Genomic DNA, 20,284 nt, shown 5'->3' with positions numbered 1-20,284 from the left:
TGGTCGGAGCTCACCTCGGGCGAAGGTTCGCACCATAGACGGCGGCCTGGGTGCGCCGTTCCATCCCCAGCTTGGCCAACAGCCCGGAGACGTAGTTTTTGACGGTCTTCTCCGCCAGGAAGAGCTGTTCACCGATCTGCCGGTTCGTCAGCCCATCGGCGATAAGTGCCAGCACCTCGCGCTCACGCGCGGTCAGTGAGGCCAGCCGCTTGTCCTGCGGTGCACCATCGCGCAGGCGCGCAAGCAGCCGTTCGGTGACATTCGGATCCAGCAAGGACTTGCCGTCGGCGACCTGACGAATTGCATCAATCAGGGAGGAGCCACGAACTTCCTTGAGCACGTAGCCGGCGGCCCCGGCCATGACGGCGGCAAACAAGGCGTCATTGTCGTCATACGAGGTCAGGATCAGGCAGCGAACCTGCGGCATCGACGACCGGATGTCTCGGCAGACGTCAATGCCGCTACCGTCCGGCAGCCGGACGTCCAGTACAGCGACATCGGGCTTGGCGGCCGGGATACGGTGCATGGCCTCCGCCGCCGTTCCGGCCTCGCCGACCACGCTGATACCTTCCGTGGAGTTGATCAGGTCCGCGATGCCACGGCGCACGATCTCGTGGTCATCGAGCAGGAACACGCGCACCGGAGTCGCAATGTCTTCCTGCGTGGTCAGCTCAGGGGAATGGTCCATGTCAGCCTGGTTCCTTTTCCGGTAGATGTGTGGCATGCGGGAGCACCCGGCTCGACCAGAAGCGTGCCGCCGTGCTTCTCGGCCCGTTGCCGCAGGTTGGCCAGGCCGCTACGCCGGTGTCCGCTGTCGAGACCGACCCCGTCATCGGTGACCTCGAGAGTGATCGACGTGGTGTCGGCCGACAGCCGCACAGAAGCCCTAGACGCCTGGGCGTGCCGAGCAATGTTGGTGAGAGCCTCGCGGGTCACTGCCTCCAGGTCATCGATGAATGACTCAGGGATGACCGAGTCGAGCGGGCCCTGAAAGTCCAGACTCGGCTCGAACGGCAGCAATGATGACAGGTCAGACGCGATCCGCAGGATCCGGCTTCGAACCGTGCCAGTCTCGGGCCCGACCTGCCCGCGCAGCGCAAATATCGTGGTGCGGATCTGACCAATCGTCTCGTCGATGCCGGCAACGGCTCGTTCCAGGCGATCACGGCGATCATCGGGGACAAGGTTTGCGGCGACACTTTGCACGTTCAGCCCAGCCGCGAACAGCCGCTGGATCACATGGTCGTGCAGGTCTCGGGCGATGCGATCGCGATCGTCCAAGAGCAGGAGACGTTGTTGATCTGCGCGGGCGTCGGCAAGCTCCAGGGCAACAGCAGCGTGGCCCGCGAAGGTGGTGGCCATCTCCAGGTCGGCCTCCTCGAACTGGAGCCGACCGTGAAGTCGACCGATCACCAGGGCCCCTCGCATCCGGTGGGTCCCTACCAGGGGTAGCACCATGACTGGGCCCACCGGAAGCACCGTGGACAGATGAGTGCGGAAGGTGGTGCTGCGGGTGTCATCCGCCACGAGCACCGGTCGCCCGGTCGCGAATGCCTGGCTGGCATAGGTGTGCTCGATCGGATATGTGTACCCGCTCAACCCATCGGCGTGTTGTCCGGTGGCCACCTCGACCATCAGGCGCTCACCGTCCGCAGTCGGTAGGACCACGGTGACCAGGTCCGCGTCGGCCACCTGACGGGCCTGGCGCGCGATCAGGCTCAGGGGGTCCTCACCCTCCGCGGAAAGGAGCTGGCGAGTGATCAACGTGGACGCTTGCAGCCAGTTCTGCCGCTGCTTGCCCTGCGAGAACAGGCGAGCATTCTCGATGGCGACACCGGCCGTCACGGCGAGGGCGGTCACCAGTTCTTCGTCCTCGGCGGTGAACTCGCCACTCGCTGCCTCAGCAAGGTAAAGGTTGCCAAATACCTCCTGACGCACGCGGATCGGCACGCCCAGAAAGCTGTCCATCGGAGGGTGCCCGGGAGGGAAGCTGACCGAGCGGGGATCTTGCGCGAGATGACGCAGGCGGATCGGGCGTGGGTCATCGATTAGTGCACCGACCAGACCCTTTCCGGATGGCAGGGCTCCGATCCGTTCGACGGTCTCCTCATCCATGCCGACATGGATGAACTGAGACAGACCGCCACCCGCATCCAAGACGCCGAGCGCACCATACTGGGCCTTCACCAGTTGGCAAGCGGCCTCCACGATGTGTCGGAGCACGACCGGCAGATCAAGGTCGCCGATGACCAGGGTGTTCGCGGCCAACAGCCCACGCAAGCGCCCTTGCGCCGCGAGAACCTCGTTGGCGTGGCCGAGGAGCTGACGCAACAACTGATCGAGCTCGAGCCTTGGCCCATCGGGAAAGCTGAGCTCTTCGGGAATGAGCGCCTCACCGGCGCCGAACTCGTCTGGAGACATCGCTACCACGATACGGGCTCATTCGTCAGCCGGCACCGTCCTCACCCAACCTGAGTCAACATGTCGACCAGGCGGCGCCGACGCAACTGCGGTGCCGAGACGGCAGACCCGACGAGCAACAGCGCGTTCGGGTAGGCTCGCGGACCGAGCTCCGCGCATAGCAGCGCGTTGGTCTGCGGCAGCTCGATCACCTGTGCAAGCGGACTGGCTGCATAGCCGGCACGGGCGATCTCCAAGAGGATGCGTTGCAGGCTCTCGCCCGCCCGTAGCCAGGACGTTGGATCGTCCTGAGCTGTGCTCAGCAGCAGGAGGCACTCTGCGCTGGTGCGCTCATCCGAGTCTGCGGCCGGCGGCGCGCCGCCGGCTTGTGGCAGCTCCTCGCTCATCCATGTCTGCGGTCCGGTGCCATAGATTCGCTCGGTGCGCCGGCTCCGGTCAGCAGGCAGGGGGAGCCGGGCGATGGCCAGGCGTGTCTCCAGGTGCGCGATCGTTGTCAACTGTGCACCTTCGTGGCTCGCGGCATCGACGAGCACGCTCACCAGCTGCGGCGGAACCGCCTCCCCGCGCCAGGCCGGTCGGATGGTCCGACCAGCCTCGACCACCGCATCCAGCGCGGCCAGCTCGGTGTCAGGACCAGCCCCGCTGACGACGCTGATGACGGCGGCAAGAGTCGAGCCACTGCCCATCGGGAACCGGCGGACCTTGGCCCGAAGGCCGCAAGCTGCCATCGCCGCCCGCGCACTGAACAGCGCACACCCGCAGCTGAGTGCGACCTGGTGACCACGCGGATCCAACACGCGCAACTGCCTACTGGGGTCAATGTGAATCTCCAGGGCGTCACCGCTGACGACGAAGCGCCACGGCTGACTGTTGTGTATCGACGGTGCCAGGGTCGCTCGCACGGCCGCGCGACGCACCGCCGTTATCACCTGTGGATGAATCACCGTGGTCACTTGGCTCACCTGCACTGCCTGTCGTTGTCGCACCAGTACACACAATCTCTCGCACGCCCTCGCCTACGAGTAGCGAAATGAGGTCCCGCACCGGATCTCGTGGTCGAGTCCGTGCGGGACCCCGGAATCAGCGGGTCCAGCCGTGCCGGCCGACGAAGGGCAGCTCGGCCCAGCGGCGACCCAGCGACCAGGTGTGGGCACTTGAGCTGCATGCCAACACCGCCAGGACCGCTGCATAGATGAAGTGGTAGTCGGTCACCGGGTTGGTCGATCCAGTGAGGGCTCCGCCACTGGTGTGCCGAGCGAGCGGAAGCTCGGCCAGCCACATCATCGCGAGGACCAGGATGCCGACCACGGCCGCCGGACGAATGGCCACGCCGAGGATGAGCGCGACGCCGACGCCGAGCATGGCCATCATGAAGAGGCCATCGACCCACCAGGCTCCAGCCATCGAGTGAAATGCCGACTGGAACGGCCCGACGTCCACGGACTTCAGGAACCCGAGTGTGGGTGAGCCTCCATGGATCCACGCACCGGCCGATGGTGTCGAGTAGCCGAGGCCGAAGGTCTTGTCCAGGAAGGCCCACAGGAATACAAACCCCGTCGAGATTCGAAGGACAGCAACGGCTTTATGCGTAACCGTGGTCGACACCACGGGATCGGGAACTCTGCTCCGCACTGGCGAATCGGAGGTGGGACGGATGTGGGACCGGATGGTCATGATGTGCTCCTTGACTCGGTGAACTGGTACCTCCAGACTCGACCCGCGCACCCGTGCTCGCTACGGCACAAGGTCCCAAGCCCGCGGGACCAAAGGACTGCCGGCCCACTCGCTGAAAGATGGATCAGCAATCGGGACCTTGGTTCCGCACCTGGGTGAACTTTCGCCTCTGGCACTGTCCTGCCTTCGATGCGAGGGTAGATGTGAGAGCCCCGCACCAGCCGGTGACGGCGCACATCACGAAGAGGAGAACACCGCCATGAGCACCGAGAGATCTGGATGAAGGTTGATCGTGGTGGGAGCGGACGGCTCACGCGCTAACGAGGGCGCGTTAAGCTTGGGCAGTTGCTGAAGCAGCGGGTGTGAACACCGACCTCCTGCTCGTCTGCGCACTGGAGACCAACGCATCGATCATTCGGATCCCCGATGTGCTGGGTCGATGCGAAGTGCCGCCCGAGCCTCACTCTCGCAGGGCGAGCAGAGCGTGGCCACGGCTCAGCCAGGGTTGGCGATCCGCACCCAGATTGTGGTGGGCCGGGCACAACCCGAGCTGGTGAGCCATGCGGGCGATGCAGAGCTCATCGTCGTCGGGCGACGGGGGCACGGCCGGTTCGCCAGTCTGCTCGGTTCAACCTCGCCAGCCACTGCCGGGCATGCCGACGGCCCCGTGGTTGCTCTTCCGACGCCGCGCTGAGGCGCCCTGGGATGTCATTCGCGCCAGGGCCAAAGGCCGTTGGCGTGCATGCAACCTTCCGCTGCACCGAGGACGGTGGCGCCACGGTCCCCGAGTGTGTCGAGAATCCACGAGCGCCACTCCTGTGCACTCACTCCTTCGGACCAGGCGCCAAACGCAAGTCTCGCCAGTGCGGTGATGTGCCCCGCACAACTTGCTCGGTCCAAACCCTCCACGTCATAGCGCGGATCGTTCACTAGGCCGCGGTGGGCCTGGAGCAGCTCGGCCTCGACGTCGAGAAGCGCTCTGATCGTCTCGTCGTCGGTAACCACAATTTCGAGGATACCCATGTCCTACTCGTTTGCCCGGGAAATTGCTCGGCAAACCGCGCCGCCGTGGCCAATATCACCGCAGCGGAGCAGTATCCGATGCCCTCGAGGGGCTAGAATCGAAAGCCCGGGACGAAGGGATCATTCATGAACTCTGACGCCGATGCTGAGCCGCCGGATCCCATGGCCGTGCGGGCCGTGGCCTTGCAAAAGGTTCTGGAACAAGACTTTCCAGCCATTGAACGAGGTATCAACGACTTCCTCGCTCTGCGCGGGGGGATGGTCGCCGCCACCGCGGCCGTCCGCGGGGCGATTGAGGCGTTGCGGCGGCACATCTACGTGGAGCACGAGTTCGTCCTACCGCCCCTGCAACGAGCGGGGAAGAACGGTCCGGTCGTTGCCATGTCGTCCGACCACCTAGAACTGTGGCGCACGATGGACGAGATGGAGCAGTCGCTGGCCGACGGCAGCTCTCCGAAGACTCAGCAGCAGACCTGTCAGATCCTGCGCGCCGAACTCGATCAGCACATGTCGCGCGAGGATCCGATCGTGTTCAGGCACGTGGCGGAGGTTTTGACGGCGCAAGATGAGGACGACCTCCGCGACGGGATCGAGAATGCCGTTCTGCCACCGGGATGGGTGTGCTCGGATGTCAGGACCGAGTAACCGTCCGTGGTCCAGCAGGGGCTCCCGTCGCCGCAGACCTTCGGACCTGCGCCGGTCGTTCGCGGATCACGGCAACGGGGCACTGCGCGCGGCGCATCACCTCCTGGCTCACCAGCCCGAGGAGTCCCTCGTTCGCTTCCTGCCGACTGTGGGTGCCGACAACGACCAGTGACGCTCCATTGCTGTGCCGGACCAGCGCCTGCACGGCATCGCAACGGAGGATCCGTTGGTTCACTTGGACGTCGGGGTACGTGTCAGTCGGCGCCGACAGGGCCCGTGACACCATCGAATGTCTCCGCTCGTTCTCCTCTGGCTGTCCTACTCCCCACATCGCGTGTCCGTAGAGTCGGGCACCCGCATCAAGATCCCAGGCATGCACTGCAATGAGAGGTACGCCGCGCTGAGACGCCTGACGGAACGCGTATTCGACGGCGGCATCGTTGTGCCTGGCACCGTCCAGACCAACCACCACGGGGCCACCTTGCGCGGACGCTGTTGTCTCGCGTACCACCACAACGGGGCACTGGGCCTGCGCGCTGACCTCGATGGAGACCGAGCCGAGCACCGCGCCCTGGGTGCCGCGAGAGCCGAGGACGATCAGCTCGGCAATCTTGGAGGCTTCGAGGAGGTCGGCAACCGGCATCGTCACGTTCTGTGCCCAGCTGACGGCCACGCCGGGCGCCGTCTCGATGACCTGCTGAACTGCTGTCGCGAGATGGTGATGGAGTGGCACCTGGTGATCGCCGTAGCCACTTCGTGGCCAGGACGACCTGCTCGCGGTATACGCCAGGTGCAGTGGCAGGCGCAGCCGCTGAGCTTCCGCGATGGCCCAGTCCAACGCGGTCCTGCTGCCGGCCGTACCGTCGACGCCGACGACGATGGCCCCATCGAGCGCCCGGGTGATGGTCATGGTGTCTCCTTGATCGGGGCAAGGCTGCCTACTTCAAGGCTGGCTGCCGGCCCCGATTTCGGCCAGGGCCGAAGGTCCTTAGTGGCTGAGTGACTCCTCCTGGTCGCCGGCGGCGTGCCGGGCCAGGACATAGAGCAGGTCGGAGACTCTGTTGAGGTAGGTCAGCGCGTGGGCGCTGCTCGATTGTGTTGTGTCCGGACCCGTTTGGTAGCCGACCAGGGCTCGTTCGGCGCGTCGCGCGATCGTGCGGGAGACGTCGAGGGCAGCAGAGGTGGGGTTCGCGCCGGGGACCACGAATGCTGGTCGCAGGGGCCGCTGGGCGATCAGCTCGTCGATGAGACGCTCGATACGCGCGGTCATCGCAGCGGTCACGAGCGAGACATCGGGCACGAGCCGGTCCCTGGTGTGTGGGTTGGCGGCCAGGTCGGCGGCGACGACGAACAGGTCTCGCTGGACGTCGAGGATCTGCCCGGACAGCGTGTCGTCGGTGGTGCTTGCACGAGCCATCCCGAGCACGGCAACCGTCTCGTCCAGGTCACCGAGGATGCTGATCAGCGGATCAGCCTTGGAGACTCGGCCGCCGAAGAGGCGCCCGGTGCTGCCGTCGTCGCCGAGCTTCGTGTAGATCCGTGGTTCATTCATCGCGGGGAGGCTTTCCGCAGCTGGGGTGACGGAGGCTGCTCGGTCCAAGGTTGCGGCTCGGTGAAGAACTCTTCGGTGTGCACCATGGCGGCGTCGGCGCCAAGGGCCCGGGCGGCTGTGGCGCAGCCGCTGACGAATCCTGGTGGGCCGGAGGCGAATACCTCCCACCCGGTGAGGTCGCCGAGCGTGCCGGGCAGAAGGTCGGGGATCCGTGGCCGGTCGACGGCATGCGGCTCGCGGGTCAGGGTCACGAGGTATCGGAAGCCGCTGCGCGTGTTAGCCCAGTCCTGGAAACGCGACCGGTCGATCACGTCGGCAGCCCTTCGTGCGGAGAAGAACAAGGTGACTGGTCGTGATGGCCGACCGCCGAGCAACCCCTCGGCAAGCGCGCGCGCCGGGGCCAGCCCGGAACCCGCGGCGAGTAGCAGGACCGGGCCCTGCTCGGCGGGGTCGGGAGTGAAGGTTCCGTACGGACCGGAAAGCGTGACCAGGCCACCGGGCGTGAGCTGGTGGTGGACCCAGGTGCTGGTCGGGCCATCGGGGACATGAGTGACCAGAAGGCTGACGACACCATCGGCGCGGGGCGCGTTCGCCATCGAGTAGGACCGTTGGGGCACCTGGTAGTCACGGTCGTTCAACAGGGCGTACTGCCCGGGCCGATACGGCATGACGGCTGCATCCGGCGTCAGGTGTAACTCCTGAATGACGGGGGTGACCCGTCGGCTGCTGACTACCCGGTAGGGGTAGTCGTCCCAGAGGGCCGGTGCAGACATTGAGGTCGCTGCCCCTTGTCTGGTCAGCCCTGCTCAGCGGAGGGTTTCGCGCCCAGCAGCTGCCGCAGGACGTACTGCAGGATCCCGCCGTGCCGGTAGTAGTCTGCTTCGCCGGGAGTGTCGATGCGTAGGTCGGCGTCGAACTCGATCTCACCCGCGCTGACATGCAGGGTGCGGGGAATCTCGGTTTCCTGTCCTGAGCCTGCCGAAGGGTTGAGCGCGGTGACGCCGGTGATCTCGAACGTCTCCTCGCCGGTCAGACCGAGCGACTCGGCAGTTGCGCCATGGGTGTACTGCAGCGGCAGCACACCCATCCCGATCAGGTTGGAGCGGTGGATCCGTTCATAGGACTCGGCGATAACCGCGCGCACGCCGAGCAGCACGGTGCCCTTGGCGGCCCAGTCCCGTGAGGAGCCGGAGCCGTACTCCTTGCCGGCGAGGATGACCAGCGGTATGCCGGCCGAGGCGTAGCTGACGGAGGCGTCGTAGATGGTCGTGACGGGGGAGCCGGCTGCCGTGAAGTCTCGGGTCCAGCCACCTTCAGTGCCTGGTGCCAGCTGGTTGCGCAGCCGAATGTTGGCGAACGTGCCGCGGATCATCACCTCGTGATTGCCACGTCGTGACCCATAGGAGTTGAACGACCTGCGTTCGATGCCATGCTCGGTCAGGTATCGCCCCGCAGGTGAATCGGCCTTGATCGCACCCGCGGGGGAGATGTGGTCGGTGGTGACCGAGTCGCCGAGCTTGGCCAGGACGCGGGCACCGGTGATGTCTGCGACCGGCTCCGGCTGGGCCCCCATACCCTCGAAGTACGGCGGGTTGCGCACATAGGTGGAGTCCGGGTCCCACTGGAACGTCTCGCTGTCAGGCACCGACAGGTTGCGCCAGCGCTCGTCGCCGGTGAAGACGTCGGCGTAGCCCTTGCTGAACATGTCGGCCTGCAGACATTCGCCCACGACCTTGTCGATCTCTGCCTCTGTTGGCCAGACGTCCCGGAGATAGACCGGGTTGCCGTCGCTGCCGATGCCGAGCGGGTCGTGCACCAGGTCGGCGTGCAGCGTGCCGACCAGCGCGTACGCCACGACGAGCGGGGGCGAGGCCAGGAAGTTCATCCGGCACTCCGGGTGGATGCGCCCTTCGAAGTTGCGGTTACCCGACAGCACCGAGCAGACCGTCAAGTCCGACGCGATGACCGCCTCACTGACCTCGGGAATCAGCGGGCCGGAGTTGCCGATACACGTGGTGCAGCCGTACCCGACCAGGTTGAATCCGAGCTCGTCCAGATAGGGGGTCAAGCCGGAGCGGTCGTAGTAGTCGCTGACCACTCGCGAGCCCGGCGCCAGCGACGTCTTGACCCACGGCTTGCTGGACAGGCCACGTTCGACGGCCTTCTTGGCCAGCAGTGCCGCGCCAATCATCACCGACGGGTTCGAGGTGTTCGTGCAGGAGGTGATGGCGGCGATGACCACGTCACCGTTGTCGATCGACACCGGCACGTCGTTCAGCAGCAGCTCGGTGGGATCGCTGGGCCAGTCATGATCCGCCCCACAGCCGCAGGGCTCGGCCGGCCGGTCCCCGACCCGGTCATGGTCGATGGCCACCGGGTCACTAGCCGGAAAAGACTCTCCCGACGCCTCGTCCAGACCGACGTCGACGGCCTCCGCGTAGGACTGGCCCGACAACAGTGCCGCGACAGCGTGCGGGGCAATGCGCACCGGGATCCGGTCCTGAGGGCGTTTCGGGCCGGCGATCGAGGGCTCGACGCTGCCCAGGTCCAGCTCGATGGTCTGGGAGTAGCTCGGCTCATGGTTCGGGTCGTGCCACATGCCCTGCTCTTTGGCATACGCCTCGACCAGCCGGATCTGGTGCTCGGGTCGGCCGGTGAGCCGCAGGTAGTCCAGGGTGACCTGGTCGATCGGAAAGATCGCACAGGTGGCGCCGTACTCCGGGGTCATGTTGCCGATGGTGGCGCGGTTGGCCAGCGGCACGCTCGCCACACCGGGCCCGTAGAACTCGACGAACTTGCCCACGACGCCGGTCTGCCGGAGCAGCTCCGCGACGGTGAGCACCAGGTCGGTGGCGGTGGTGCCGGGCGGCAGCTCGCCGCTCAGCTTGAGTCCGAGGACCTGCGGGATCAGCATGCTCATCGGCTGGCCGAGCACCGCGGCCTCGGCCTCGATGCCGCCGACGCCCCAACCCAGGACGCCCAGCCCATTGACCATGGGGGTGTGCGAGTCGGTGCCGACCAGGGTGTCCGGGTAAGCCATCGGGCCTTCCGGCCCGTCGCGGGTGAACACCACACGGGACAGGTACTCCAGGTTGACCTGGTGGCAGATGCCCGTGTCCGGTGGCACCACACTGAAGTCGGCGAAGGCCTGCTGGGCCCAGCGAAGCAGCTGGTAACGCTCGGCGTTGCGCTCGAACTCCAGCTGCGCGTTGATGCGGAAAGCGTCCGTGCGGGCGAAGACGTCGGCGATCACCGAGTGGTCGATGACCAGCTCGGTCGGACAGAGCGGGTTGATCCGCGCGGCGTCACCACCGAGTCCGATGATCGCGTCCCGCATGGCGACCAGGTCGACCACACACGGCACCCCGGTGAAGTCCTGCATGAGCACTCGAGCCGGGGTGAAGGCGATCTCTCCACCGCGCTGGTCCTCGGGCTTCCAGCGGGCGAGTGCCTCGACCTGCGAGGCGGTGACCAGGCGACCGTCCTCGTTGCGCAGCAGGTTCTCCAGCAGAACCTTGAGGCTGTACGGCAGTCGGTCGACACCATCGAGGCGGTCCAGCCGGTGGATCGTGAAGGACGTGTCATCGACGGTCAGCCGATCGCGGGTGCCGAAGCTGTCTGAGGTGGTCATCAGTCACACTCCCAAGGAGGACTCTAGCCGTTTACACAATGTAGTCGTAAATTCTCTATATGGATACAAAACGGTCGTCCCGACCGGGTGTGTCATCTCGGGCCGCCGGACTCCGGTGGTCCTTGTGAGTGTGCCCACGTCCGCCCTGATTGTCTATGGCGACTTTGGGTGCTGCGTTGCTACCTGGCCAGCCAGCGCGTCGATGCGTTGGGGCGCAGGGGGTTTGAGCTGAAGTGGCAATCCGGCGAGACCCTTCCCAAGCGGGCACCCGCGATCGTGCCGAAGACCGGGGCGGCCGTCTCGGCGTATGCCGAGGCGTGTGGCGCGCACGTGGCCGACCAGATCCGGCGGATGCTGTTCACGGCGTACTGGCGGCACGGCGCCAATATCGGCGATCCGGAGGTGCTGCGCACGCTGCTCGCCGCGACCTTCATGAAGGGAGACTCCCACAGCGACCCGATCTGGGAGTTCGGTTATGCCGTCGCCATGACCCGGGAGCCGATCACCGCTGCGGCCTGGCGTCTGATCCGGGATTGGCGCAGCGGCTGGCTGGAGCTGGCCACGAATGCGCTGCCGGTGGTGATGTGTGGTTCGAGGGTCGAAAGCGGTGCGGCCGCTTTGGGGTGGCTCGACGAGCTGCTGTGCCAGGAGTCGCCAGTGGAAGTCGGCGTGGGCGGGGCGCCTGCGGCGGCAGGAGTCTGGGCGCCACCGACGACGGTGATTCCCCCGCCGGCCTGGACCAGCCAGATCGGCGACCCGTGGGGCCGCGCCCAGCGCATGCGGCAGTGATGGCAGGAGCGGCGCCCCGAGGCGGCTTTTCACCCAGTGGTGGCGCCGCAGAAGAGAGGGGCGTACTGTTCGCTTAAATCATTTACACTATTAGCATCGTATTTAATAACTGACTGACGGGAGCCGGCGATGGCGCTGGAAGATGTGCAGGCGCAGGCCTCGAACGCTGAGCAGGTGCACTGGCCGGACTGGCGCGCAGTCGTGCGCCCCAGCAGCACCGGACCTCAGGTCACGCTGCTGCACCAGTCGGAGACCCTCAAGGTGGTCCTGGTCGGTCTCGCCTCGGGCCAGGCCCTGCCGCCACACGCAGGTGCGGGCGCGTCCTTTCACATCCTCGATGGCGAAGGGGAAGTGCTGGTGGGCGACACCCTGGTGCCGGTCGCGGCCGGGTCGACCGTGGTAGTGGCCGACGGGCTCCAGCGGTCGGTGCGGGCCACGACCTCGTTGTCCTTCCTCGGCAACCTCGGCGACCCCGCCTCGGAGGAGTGAGATGAGCGAGCCCTCGAACGCTGGCACCACCGCGCCCGTGACCGATGAGCTGGGCGGGCCGGCGCTGGACCTGCTGCATGAGGTGATTGATCCCGAGGTCGGAGTCAACATCGTGGATCTCGGACTCGTCTTCCGGGTGCAGGTCCTGGACGGCGTTGCGCACGTCCGGATGACGCTGACCACTCCAGGCTGCCCCCTGGGGGACTACATCGATGACGAGATTCGGCGCACCCTCACCTCGCTGCCGAACATCGAGGACACCTACATGGATCTTGTGTGGGAGCCTCGCTGGTCACCCGAATTGATGACCTGGGAAGGCAAACGACAGCTCGGGTGGGTGCAATGAGTCGAACGGTCGATACCCCACCGTCCATCGGCCTCACCGCACCACGGCGGCGCCGTGCCCGATGGGTGCCGCCGATGATGGCGGCGGCCGTCATTCTGCTGCTCGGTGGGCTCTGGGAGGGCTTGGTCTACCTGGGGTTCAACCTTCCCGCCGGCCAGGCGGAGCTGCATCAGGGCCATGGGCCGCTGATGGTGCTGGGATTCCTGGGCACTCTCATCAGCCTTGAGCGGGCCGTGGCGCTGGGCCACGCGTGGGCCTACGTCGCACCGGCAGCCTCCGCGGTCGGGGGGCTCGCGGTGGTCGTGGACGCGCCCAGCGATCTAGGCCCAAGCCTGGTGCTGCTCGGCGGTGTCGCCCTGGTGGCGATCTTCGTTGCGGTGCATCGGATTCAGGCGTCGCTGCACAACGTGGTGCTTGCGAGCGGCGCCATCTGCTGGGTGGTGGCGGCCACCCTCTGGCTGGTCGGCTGGGACATTCCTCGGTTCATTCCGTGGCTCGCCGGCTTCCTTGTGCTGACCATCACCGGTGAGCGTCTGGAACTGTCCCGGCTGACCGGCGCAACCAGGTTGAGCCGTGTCCTGTTCGGCGCGGCCGCCGGGGTCTTCGCGATCGGACTGATCGTCTCGCTGTTCGCCGGCACGGACGGCGTGCGTATCGCCGGGGTGGGGCTGTGCGGTCTGGCCCTCTGGCTGGGCCGGTATGACATCGCGCGCCGCACGGTGCGAGCCAAGGGGGTGACCCGCTACATGGCGGTCGCCCTGCTGACCGGGTACGTGTGGATGGCGGTCGGCGGCGTGCTCTGGGTGGTCATCGGCTCGATGCACTTCACCGACCTCGGCACTGCCGCGCACGGGTCGGCGTATGACGCCATGCTGCACGCGATCTTCCTCGGATTCGTGATCTCGATGATCTTTGCGCACGCGCCGGTCATCGTGCCCGCTGTGCTTGGTAAGCCGCTGCCCTACAGCCGGGTGCTCTACGTTCCACTGGCGCTGCTGCACCTCAGTCTGTTGCTGCGACTGGTGGGCGGGGATGCCTTCGGCAACCTGGTGAGCTGGCAGTGGGGCGGGGTGCTGAACGAGACCGCGTTGCTGCTGTTCGTGGGCGTGGCAGCGACCGCCGTCATCCGGGCGTCGCGCCACCGTGGCGCCGCGCGACCGCCGTTGCCGAATCGGTCGACAACGCAGTAGCCGGTCGACCATGACCTCGATCTCGACAATCCCTACACCGAGGCACCGTCCTCATCGACATCCGTCTGGGCTCGATTACAGGTAGGGTGGGTCGAGCACGCACGCGGCGCATTGCTGGTGGTACCGAGTGTGACGGAGGGACGCGAATGGTGAGCGCGCAGATACCAATCCGGCGAAAGCGCGGCCCTGGTTTCATGCTGGCCCTCGCCACCGTGGGGTTCGCCCTCAACTTCTGGGCTTGGGCACTGCTCAGCCCGCTGGGGCCGCTGTTTCGCCAGACGGGATCGCTCGGGAGTCTGAGTGAGTCCGATGTTGCACTGCTGGTCGCGGTGCCGGTGGTGGTCGGCTCCGTCGGCCGGATCGGGGTTGGAGCCCTGACCGACCGTTATGGCGGGCGGGTGATGTTTCCGCTCATCTCAGCCGTCACGATCGTGCCGATCCTGTTCCTCAGTTTTGTCGCCCTGAGCTCCTATGTGCTCATTCTTGTCGGCGGGTTCGTGCTCGGCATCGCCGGCACGTCGTTCGCCGTCGGGGTGCCCTTCGTCAACGCCTGGTTCCCACCCGAGCAACGCGGCTTTGCCGTCGGACTGTTTGGCGCCGGAATGGGCGGCACCGCGATCAGTGCGCTCACGACGGTGCAGCTGTACACCAATCTCGGTCACCACGCACCGTTCCTGATCACCGCTGCACTGCTTGCGGTGTATGCAGTGGTCGCCTGGTTCATGCTGCGCGACGCGCCCGGCCGGGTGGTCCCCACGACGAGTTTCACGACTCGACTGGCTGCCAACCTGCGCCTGCCGATCACCTGGCAGGCCAGCGTTCTCTACGGTGCCTCGTTCGGAGGGTATGTCGCGTTCTCGGTATATCTACCGGCCTACCTCAAGACCGCCCATCATCTCGCGGCAGCCGACGCGGCCAATCGAATGGCCGGGTTCGTCGTGGTTGCCGTGGTGCTACGCCCCGTCGGTGGCTGGCTCTCGGACCGGATCGGCGCCGTCCGAGTACTCGCGTCGAGCTTCGCCGTGGTCGTCGTGTGCGCTGCGGTCGTCTCGCCTGCGCCGCCACTGCATGTGATCGGCACCTTCGCATTCCTCGCGATGGCTGCCGCGTTGGGCGCCGGCAGCGGCGCGACGTTCGCACTGGTTGCGCAGGTCACCGATCCTGCCCGCGTGGGTGGTGTCACTGGTATCGTCGGCGCGGCCGGCGGCCTGGCGGGTTTCGTACCACCGCTGGTGATGGGCTATATCTATGGCCGTACCGACTCCTACGCGATCGGACTATGGCTGTTGTCGGCTACGGCCGCCCTTACGTTGGTGCTGACGCTCACCGTCGTGCGTCGCAGCGCCGCGGCTGCCCAGGAGACAGCCGCCGGCCGCAGCGTCGAGGCCACCAGCGAGACATGAGGCGAATCCGGGACATTCAGGGCGGACCAACGGGGCATCACCTCGACGAGGAATGCCCGACCGATCGCAGGCGGGGGCGTCAGCTTTGCCGCTGGGTGAGCGTCTCGTCCACCTGTCTCAGCTGCCAGGCTCGCTGCCACGGGTCGCCGATCTGCGTGGTCCAGGTGGCCGGCGGGATCGCGGTCGTAGGTGGCCTCCAGGAACGGACGGGTGCGCGGGCGGGAGCAGGTTCCTGGTCGAGCACGTCATCAAGCCAGGCCAGGCCCGCGTCGCCGACTTCCACTCGTTGCCCGTCGGACACCACCGGCAGGTCACCGGCGCCCAGGTCGAGCCACTGGCGGCGCCAGTCACGTACCCGACGCCAGGCCGCGCCGGTGATGGGCGAACGAGTCATGGCCACGGCATAACCGAACTCCCTGATCGGGGCGCTGGTGGCATCTCCTTTCAAGAACTCGGCAGCCAGCAGAGTCCGTAACACCTCCGGGTCGCCGATGTTGGTGCCGTGCAGCCAGTACGCCGTGAACAACGACCCTCGAATCTCGTCTGCTACGTGGGCGCCGCACGCCTCGGCGTAGGCAGACACCGCAGCCTGACTCTTCGGTGCGAAGCCTGGGATGCGTTCGGGCAGCACCTCACCCCCGCGTAACCGTGGTCGAAGTACGGCCAGGACCTGGTCCAGGTCTGCTCGTGTGGCCGCGTCGTGCTGGCGTCCGGCAACCGCCAGGTGAGGGTTCTGCTCGACGGCACGCCAACTGATGAGGGCGCCTCGATGGACCAGTGCATCCGCCTTCTGACTCGCGAGATAGCACCTTGCGCAGGCGAAGTCACCATAGATCAGTACGTCGGAGTGACCAGTACTCATGAGATTACTTCCTTCTGGCTCACCGGCCTCCGGCATGACGGTCCTCTTCGTCATCGCCTCGGTGTGGGCTCCCGACTTCCAGAGTGCCGCCACAGCGTCCCGGCTGATAGAGCCGAAGGTCCCGAGTCTGCCGGTGGGGCTACCGAAGGTGGGAACGTCTCACTTTTGGGGTCCGCTCGTCCCTGGTCGGCGTAGTACCAGGTGGGTTGTCAGGTGCCGAATCATGGCGACGAAGACGGCCGCCCATGCGATGAGAGAGATCCAGGACATCACGTCTCCGATCACTCGGACGATGGGTAGCCGGTCGGCGTGGCCGAGGTAGTAGGACGCCACTGCATACATGCCGAGCGGAAAGATGATGCTCCACAACGTGGCCTCGTAGACCAGTGGGATCCGGTGGGTGATGTGTCGCCACCACGCGGCAGCGCACAGCACCGGCACCAACCAGGTGCCGAATGCCCAGAACATCACGGACGAGCCCGCGATCAGACCGCGAGTAGCCGCGACCATTGGTGCGTCGGCCATTTGCACGATGCGTGCACCGGCAAGGACCGTGATGGCGGTGGCGCCCATGGCGACCCAGTAGACCGGCGTGAAGTCTTCCGCTCTCAGCGGATAAAGCAGTAGTCTCGCAATAACGAGCACGCCGACGCCGGCGTAGAGAAATGCGCCGACGGCCCAGGAGAAGACGGCGATCAGAGCGAGTTCGTGCCGACCGGAGTCGAACGTGGGTTCAAGAGTTGCCGTAAGCACGGCCACCGACTGGCTGGCCACCACCCAGATGAACCAGGATCCGTTGGCGCCGGTCAGCGCCGGCCGGATGGACGGATTGAGGACGGCCGTCCACGGCACGATGTAGCCCAGCACGAACCAGCTCACCAAGCCGAGCACGAGCAGGATCATCGCCACGACACGGTAACCCTCGAGCTCACTGCGGGTCCCGAGGACCTCGGTGGCAGCGACGAAGGTGAAGAAGCCAAAGGCTCTTCGGGGATCCGTGAAGTCAGCGCGCAACTGCTGCCAGTAGTGAGCGGCTCGCCAGCAGTGCAGCACCACGAGGACGATCCAGCTGGCAGCCGCCACAGCGAACATCGGGATGGAGATCGCGGGAACGTGGTTGTTACGCATGGCCACCGAGATGATCCCGGTGCCCATGACGAGCGCGAAGTATCCGGGGTTGAGTGTCGAGACGGCGTCCCGGACCGAGCCCGCCGGCGTCCCGCGTGGTTCGACCACGATCAGTAGGGCGAGCCGATCTTGCGCCATTTGCGGCCGCCGGTGCCGGGTTCGGACGGTGCGGTCGCGGTGCGGCTTCGATAGACCACGTAGGGGCGCCACAGGTACCACAGCGGATAGCTCCACGCGTGGACCAGACGGCTGAACGGCCAGAAGCCCCAGATGACCCAGGCGGCCGTGGCGTGGATCTGGTAGATCAGCGGTGCGGTCGCCATGGCCTGGACATTGGGCTGTCCGACGAAGAGGCCACGGAACCAGAGCGCGACGGTTGTGCGGTAGTCGTAACCGTGGCCGAACAGGTTGACGCCGATGGTCGGAGCGATGCCGGTCAGCACGACGATGAGTAGTAGGAGCAGCACGACCTTGTCGACCTGGTCGGTCGTTGCGCGCACCCGTGGGACCAACAACCGACGGCCGGCCAGCACGACGATCCCCCCGATCACCAGCACCGCGGCGACGGTGCCCGCTGCCGCGGAGAACCAGCGGTAGACGTTCTCGGGTATGCCGAGCCACCGGGTGAAGGACTCGGGGATCAGGACGCCGATCACGTGTCCGCCGATCGCCGCGAAAGTGCCGTAGTGGAAGAGGGGGGCACCCCACTTGAGCAGCTTGCGTTCCTGCAGCTGGGTCGACCTGCTGGTCCAGCCGAACTGGTCGTAGCGCCAACGCCAGATGTGGCCGACGATGAAGATCGCTATTGCGAGATAGGGCAGGGCCACCCACCACATGATCTCGCCGACACTCGATCCGCTCATCGCCTGCCTCCCTGCATGTACTCCGGTGGGGCGAAGGGCTCGAGCCCGACGTCTTCCTTGGGTGGGCCGTCTCGCCAGGCCTTCGTCACCTGGGCGACCTCCCGCCGTCCGAGACCCGGCAGCTGCACGGCGACTGCCTCGATCACCGCGGCATACGGCGACTCCCGCTGGTCCAGGGCTCGACGCAGCAGCTCAAGATCACCCCGATGGCGGGTGAGCAGCTCCTGCCCGCTCGGCTCCATGGACGCGAAGTCGAGCACCAACGGAAGATAGTCGGGTAGCTCCTCGCTGGAGGGAACGAAACCCGCCGCCCGATAGGCGGTCTTGAACGCGAGCATCGCCATGCCGCGGTTTCGGGTGTCGCCGTATCGGAAGTAGGTCAGATAGAGGGCGCAGCGCCTTCGCAGGTCGAACGTCTGCACGTAGTGGTCGGCCACCTGGTCGGACGAGGTGGAGCGCAACCAGGCGAGGAACTGGGCGAATGCGGCGGCGCTGTGCTTCGGGGTGGCCGCGGCCGCCTCGTCAAGGACGTCCAGGCCGGCGAAGAGGGACGCCGTCGGATACTGCAGCAGGACCGAGGCGAGCTTGTCGGTGCGAGCGGTGCCGGCTGAGACGGTGCGTTTCATGGCCGCTGGCCCCCGTCGGGGAACAGGTTCGGGGTGGATCCTTCACCATTCCAGCCGAACAGGTTGAATCGCTGCCGGCCGCCGTCGTCCCGGAACTGATGACTGCCGCCGGGTGCGCTGCCGGGGTGGAAGGACTCGACGTCCGGGCCCGTCCCGCCCATGCCCGGGCCGCCCTCGGTGTCGAGGCTGCAGAACAGCTGCTCGTGCTGCGCGGCGAGGGCGCCGGCATCCTCCACGTGCGCCATCGGGACGACGTAGCGGTCCTCGTATTTCGCGATCGCGAGGAGGCGGTAGAGGTCGTCGAGGTCATCGAGCGAGGCGCCGACGGTCTCGGGCAGATTGTCCTTGGGTTCCAGGCCGAGCTGGGTCGCGCGTTGGATGGATCGGACCACGGCCAGCTTGCGGAGCACCGTGCGCACCGTGTCGACCTTGCCCGCCGTGAACAGGTTTGCCAGGTACTCCAACGGGATTCGCAGATCATCAATCGTGTGGAAGACCGTGTCGGGGTCGACGTCGTCGTATCCTGCCGCCTGGACCACGTCCGAGACCGGTGACAGCGGCGGGATGTACCAGACCATGGGCAGCGTGCGGTACTCCGGGTGCAGCGGGAGGGCGACCTTGTGCCGGACCGCGAGCTCATAGACGGGGGATCGGCGGGCGGCGTCCATCCAGTCCGTCGGTATGCCGTCCCGCTCGGCCGCCGCCTGCACCTCTGGGTCGAACGGGTCGAGGAAGACCGACAGCTGTGCCTCGTAGAGATCCTTCTCGTCCTCCGTCGAGGCGGCCTCCAGGACCTTGTCGGCGTCGTAGAGCACCAGGCCGAGATAGCGGAGGCGACCGACGCAGGTCTCCGAGCAGATGGTGGGCTGCCCGGCCTCGATCCGTGGGAAGCAGAACGTGCACTTCTCCGCCTTGCCGGTGCGGTGGTTGAAGTAGACCTTCTTGTAGGGGCAGCCGGACACGCAGAATCGCCAGCCGCGACAGCGGTCCTGGTCGACCAGGACGATGCCGTCCTCCTCGCGCTTGTACATCGCCCCGGAGGGGCACGACGACACGCAGGACGGGTTGAGGCAGTGCTCGCAGATGCGTGGCAGGTAGAACATGAACACCTGCTCGAAGTCGAGCTTGACCTTGTCCTGCATACCGCGGAAGTTGGGGTCCTCCATCGCCCGCTCCGGGGCACCGGCGAGGTCGTCCTCCCAGTTGCCGCCCCACTGCATGTTCATGCCCTTGCCGGTCAGTGCCGACAGGGAGTGCGCGGAGGGGTTGGGCGATCCGAGGGGAGCGTCGATGAGCTTCTGGTAGTTGTAGGTCCACGGGTCGCCGTAGTCGTCGATCGACGGAAGATCCGGGTTGTAGAAGATTGACAGCAGCTTCTTGAGCCGGCCACCGGCCTTCAGCTGCAGGCGACCCTTGCCGTCGAGGGTCCAGCCGCCGTGCCACTGCTCCTGGTCCTCATACCGCTTGGGGTAGCCGATGCCGGGTTTGGTCTCGACGTTGTTGAAGTAGACGTATTCGGTGCCGGGCCGGTTGGTCCACACCTGTTTGCAGGTGACGGTGCACGTGTGGCAGCCGATGCACTTGTCGAGGTTCATTACCATCGACATCTGAGCCATCACCCGCATTAGTCGGCCCTCCGACC

General features: G+C 66.3%; 21 protein-coding genes. 7 read left to right on the top strand and 14 right to left on the bottom strand.

The window, feature by feature from the left end:
* Positions 1 to 10 precede the first annotated feature (10 nt).
* From FGL98_RS12525 to FGL98_RS12510, 4 genes are all read right to left on the bottom strand, one after another.
* Positions 11 to 688, bottom strand: a complete 678-nt coding sequence (locus tag FGL98_RS12525) for a response regulator (RefSeq protein WP_146317107.1) — start codon at positions 686 to 688, stop codon at positions 11 to 13.
* A complete protein-coding gene (locus tag FGL98_RS12520; protein WP_146317106.1) occupies positions 667 to 2,421 on the bottom strand; it encodes a sensor histidine kinase in 1,755 nt (584 codons plus the stop codon). Before FGL98_RS12520 ends, FGL98_RS12525 begins: the two co-directional genes overlap by 22 nt.
* Positions 2,422 to 2,462: 41 nt before the next feature.
* A complete protein-coding gene (locus FGL98_RS12515; RefSeq protein WP_222432152.1) occupies positions 2,463 to 3,374 on the bottom strand; it encodes a nitroreductase family protein in 912 nt (303 codons plus the stop codon).
* A 127-nt stretch (positions 3,375 to 3,501) separates the two neighbouring features.
* Positions 3,502 to 4,095 (bottom strand): DoxX family membrane protein, encoded by a 594-nt coding sequence (locus tag FGL98_RS12510; RefSeq protein ID WP_146317104.1) that lies wholly within the window; start codon positions 4,093 to 4,095, stop codon positions 3,502 to 3,504.
* A 439-nt stretch (positions 4,096 to 4,534) separates the two neighbouring features.
* Between FGL98_RS12510 and FGL98_RS12505 the strand changes: the two genes are divergently transcribed.
* Positions 4,535 to 4,789, top strand: a complete 255-nt coding sequence (locus tag FGL98_RS12505; RefSeq protein WP_146317103.1) for a universal stress protein — start codon at positions 4,535 to 4,537, stop codon at positions 4,787 to 4,789.
* Between the two features lie 14 nt (positions 4,790 to 4,803).
* Here the strand turns inward: FGL98_RS12505 and FGL98_RS12500 are convergent, their stop codons facing one another.
* A complete protein-coding gene (locus FGL98_RS12500) occupies positions 4,804 to 5,118 on the bottom strand; it encodes a hypothetical protein (RefSeq protein ID WP_146317102.1) in 315 nt (104 codons plus the stop codon).
* A 126-nt stretch (positions 5,119 to 5,244) separates the two neighbouring features.
* Here FGL98_RS12500 and FGL98_RS12495 point away from each other — a divergent pair, with 126 nt between their 5' ends.
* On the top strand, positions 5,245 to 5,763 hold the full coding sequence (locus tag FGL98_RS12495; RefSeq protein ID WP_146317101.1) for a hemerythrin domain-containing protein: 519 nt from the start codon (positions 5,245 to 5,247) through the stop codon (positions 5,761 to 5,763).
* Here the strand turns inward: FGL98_RS12495 and FGL98_RS12490 are convergent.
* The 4 genes from FGL98_RS12490 to acnA all read right to left on the bottom strand — a co-directional run bounded on the left by FGL98_RS12490 (position 5,750) and on the right by acnA (position 10,946).
* Positions 5,750 to 6,673 carry a universal stress protein gene (locus tag FGL98_RS12490; protein ID WP_146317100.1) on the bottom strand — a complete coding sequence of 308 codons (924 nt, stop codon included), beginning with the start codon at positions 6,671 to 6,673 and terminating at the stop codon, positions 5,750 to 5,752. The two genes, FGL98_RS12495 and FGL98_RS12490, sit on opposite strands and share 14 nt — an antisense overlap.
* A gap of 78 nt (positions 6,674 to 6,751) precedes the next feature.
* Positions 6,752 to 7,315, bottom strand: coding sequence for a cob(I)yrinic acid a,c-diamide adenosyltransferase (locus FGL98_RS12485; RefSeq protein WP_146317099.1), 564 nt, complete (start codon positions 7,313 to 7,315; stop codon positions 6,752 to 6,754).
* Complete coding sequence (locus tag FGL98_RS12480) at positions 7,312 to 8,088, bottom strand: FAD-binding oxidoreductase (RefSeq protein ID WP_146317098.1); 777 nt, start codon at positions 8,086 to 8,088, stop codon at positions 7,312 to 7,314. Before FGL98_RS12480 ends, FGL98_RS12485 begins: the two co-directional genes overlap by 4 nt.
* A 23-nt stretch (positions 8,089 to 8,111) precedes the next feature.
* A complete protein-coding gene (gene acnA, locus FGL98_RS12475; protein WP_146317097.1) occupies positions 8,112 to 10,946 on the bottom strand; it encodes an aconitate hydratase in 2,835 nt (944 codons plus the stop codon).
* A 168-nt stretch (positions 10,947 to 11,114) separates the two neighbouring features.
* Between acnA and FGL98_RS12470 the strand changes: the two genes are divergently transcribed.
* The 5 genes from FGL98_RS12470 (at position 11,115) to FGL98_RS12450 (ending at position 15,163) form a co-directional block, all read left to right on the top strand.
* Complete coding sequence (locus FGL98_RS12470) at positions 11,115 to 11,735, top strand: thioredoxin domain-containing protein (RefSeq protein ID WP_146317096.1); 621 nt, start codon at positions 11,115 to 11,117, stop codon at positions 11,733 to 11,735.
* A gap of 129 nt (positions 11,736 to 11,864) precedes the next feature.
* Positions 11,865 to 12,224: a cupin domain-containing protein gene (locus FGL98_RS12465; protein WP_146317095.1), complete on the top strand. Its 360-nt coding sequence runs from the start codon at positions 11,865 to 11,867 to the stop codon at positions 12,222 to 12,224.
* 1 nt (position 12,225) lies between these two features.
* Positions 12,226 to 12,570, top strand: coding sequence for a metal-sulfur cluster assembly factor (locus FGL98_RS12460; RefSeq protein ID WP_146317094.1), 345 nt, complete (start codon positions 12,226 to 12,228; stop codon positions 12,568 to 12,570).
* Complete coding sequence (locus FGL98_RS12455; RefSeq protein ID WP_146317093.1) at positions 12,567 to 13,760, top strand: hypothetical protein; 1,194 nt, start codon at positions 12,567 to 12,569, stop codon at positions 13,758 to 13,760. Before FGL98_RS12460 ends, FGL98_RS12455 begins: the two co-directional genes overlap by 4 nt.
* 146 nt (positions 13,761 to 13,906) lie before the next feature.
* Positions 13,907 to 15,163, top strand: coding sequence for an MFS transporter (locus FGL98_RS12450; protein WP_425460994.1), 1,257 nt, complete (start codon positions 13,907 to 13,909; stop codon positions 15,161 to 15,163).
* A gap of 79 nt (positions 15,164 to 15,242) precedes the next feature.
* Here FGL98_RS12450 and FGL98_RS12445 read toward each other — a convergent pair whose 3' ends face one another.
* From FGL98_RS12445 to narH, 5 genes are all read right to left on the bottom strand, one after another.
* Entirely contained in the window at positions 15,243 to 16,025 is a 783-nt protein-coding gene (locus FGL98_RS12445) for a hypothetical protein (protein ID WP_146317092.1), read from the bottom strand.
* Between the two features lie 159 nt (positions 16,026 to 16,184).
* A complete protein-coding gene (locus tag FGL98_RS12440; RefSeq protein ID WP_146317091.1) occupies positions 16,185 to 17,291 on the bottom strand; it encodes a tellurite resistance/C4-dicarboxylate transporter family protein in 1,107 nt (368 codons plus the stop codon).
* Positions 17,264 to 18,016 carry a respiratory nitrate reductase subunit gamma gene (narI, locus tag FGL98_RS12435; protein WP_146317090.1) on the bottom strand — a complete coding sequence of 251 codons (753 nt, stop codon included), beginning with the start codon at positions 18,014 to 18,016 and terminating at the stop codon, positions 17,264 to 17,266. The genes FGL98_RS12440 and narI overlap by 28 nt, the downstream gene beginning before the upstream one ends.
* Complete coding sequence (gene narJ, locus FGL98_RS12430) at positions 18,013 to 18,642, bottom strand: nitrate reductase molybdenum cofactor assembly chaperone (RefSeq protein ID WP_146317089.1); 630 nt, start codon at positions 18,640 to 18,642, stop codon at positions 18,013 to 18,015. The genes narI and narJ overlap by 4 nt, the downstream gene beginning before the upstream one ends.
* Complete coding sequence (gene narH / locus FGL98_RS12425; protein ID WP_146317088.1) at positions 18,639 to 20,267, bottom strand: nitrate reductase subunit beta; 1,629 nt, start codon at positions 20,265 to 20,267, stop codon at positions 18,639 to 18,641. Before narH ends, narJ begins: the two co-directional genes overlap by 4 nt.
* Between the last annotated feature and the right edge of the window lie 17 nt (positions 20,268 to 20,284).

Origin of the sequence: Leekyejoonella antrihumi, assembly GCF_007845645.1 — a bacterium.
GTDB classification, from domain to species: Bacteria; Actinomycetota; Actinomycetes; order Actinomycetales; family Dermatophilaceae; genus Leekyejoonella; species Leekyejoonella antrihumi.
This window is presented reverse-complemented; position numbering and strand designations above follow the sequence as displayed.

Bases quoted from the DNA above. Each gene is read 5' to 3' on its own strand.
- FGL98_RS12465 (WP_146317095.1), top strand. From the start codon at position 11,865: ATGGCGCTGGAAGATGTGCAGGCGCAGGCCTCGAACGCTGAGCAGGTG.
- FGL98_RS12505 (WP_146317103.1), top strand. From the start codon at position 4,535: ATGCGAAGTGCCGCCCGAGCCTCACTCTCGCAGGGCGAGCAGAGCGTG.
- FGL98_RS12525 (WP_146317107.1), bottom strand. From the start codon at position 688: ATGGACCATTCCCCTGAGCTGACCACGCAGGAAGACATTGCGACTCCG.
- FGL98_RS12500 (WP_146317102.1), bottom strand. From the start codon at position 5,118: ATGGGTATCCTCGAAATTGTGGTTACCGACGACGAGACGATCAGAGCG.
- FGL98_RS12460 (WP_146317094.1), top strand. From the start codon at position 12,226: ATGAGCGAGCCCTCGAACGCTGGCACCACCGCGCCCGTGACCGATGAG.
- FGL98_RS12485 (WP_146317099.1), bottom strand. From the start codon at position 7,315: ATGAATGAACCACGGATCTACACGAAGCTCGGCGACGACGGCAGCACC.
- narH (WP_146317088.1), bottom strand. From the start codon at position 20,267: ATGCGGGTGATGGCTCAGATGTCGATGGTAATGAACCTCGACAAGTGC.
- FGL98_RS12480 (WP_146317098.1), bottom strand. From the start codon at position 8,088: ATGTCTGCACCGGCCCTCTGGGACGACTACCCCTACCGGGTAGTCAGC.
- FGL98_RS12495 (WP_146317101.1), top strand. From the start codon at position 5,245: ATGAACTCTGACGCCGATGCTGAGCCGCCGGATCCCATGGCCGTGCGG.
- acnA (WP_146317097.1), bottom strand. From the start codon at position 10,946: ATGACCACCTCAGACAGCTTCGGCACCCGCGATCGGCTGACCGTCGAT.
- FGL98_RS12510 (WP_146317104.1), bottom strand. From the start codon at position 4,095: ATGACCATCCGGTCCCACATCCGTCCCACCTCCGATTCGCCAGTGCGG.
- FGL98_RS12520 (WP_146317106.1), bottom strand. From the start codon at position 2,421: ATGTCTCCAGACGAGTTCGGCGCCGGTGAGGCGCTCATTCCCGAAGAG.
- narJ (WP_146317089.1), bottom strand. From the start codon at position 18,642: ATGAAACGCACCGTCTCAGCCGGCACCGCTCGCACCGACAAGCTCGCC.
- FGL98_RS12440 (WP_146317091.1), bottom strand. From the start codon at position 17,291: ATGGCGCAAGATCGGCTCGCCCTACTGATCGTGGTCGAACCACGCGGG.
- FGL98_RS12490 (WP_146317100.1), bottom strand. From the start codon at position 6,673: ATGACCATCACCCGGGCGCTCGATGGGGCCATCGTCGTCGGCGTCGAC.
- FGL98_RS12445 (WP_146317092.1), bottom strand. From the start codon at position 16,025: ATGAGTACTGGTCACTCCGACGTACTGATCTATGGTGACTTCGCCTGC.
- FGL98_RS12450 (WP_425460994.1), top strand. From the start codon at position 13,907: ATGGTGAGCGCGCAGATACCAATCCGGCGAAAGCGCGGCCCTGGTTTC.
- narI (WP_146317090.1), bottom strand. From the start codon at position 18,016: ATGAGCGGATCGAGTGTCGGCGAGATCATGTGGTGGGTGGCCCTGCCC.
- FGL98_RS12455 (WP_146317093.1), top strand. From the start codon at position 12,567: ATGAGTCGAACGGTCGATACCCCACCGTCCATCGGCCTCACCGCACCA.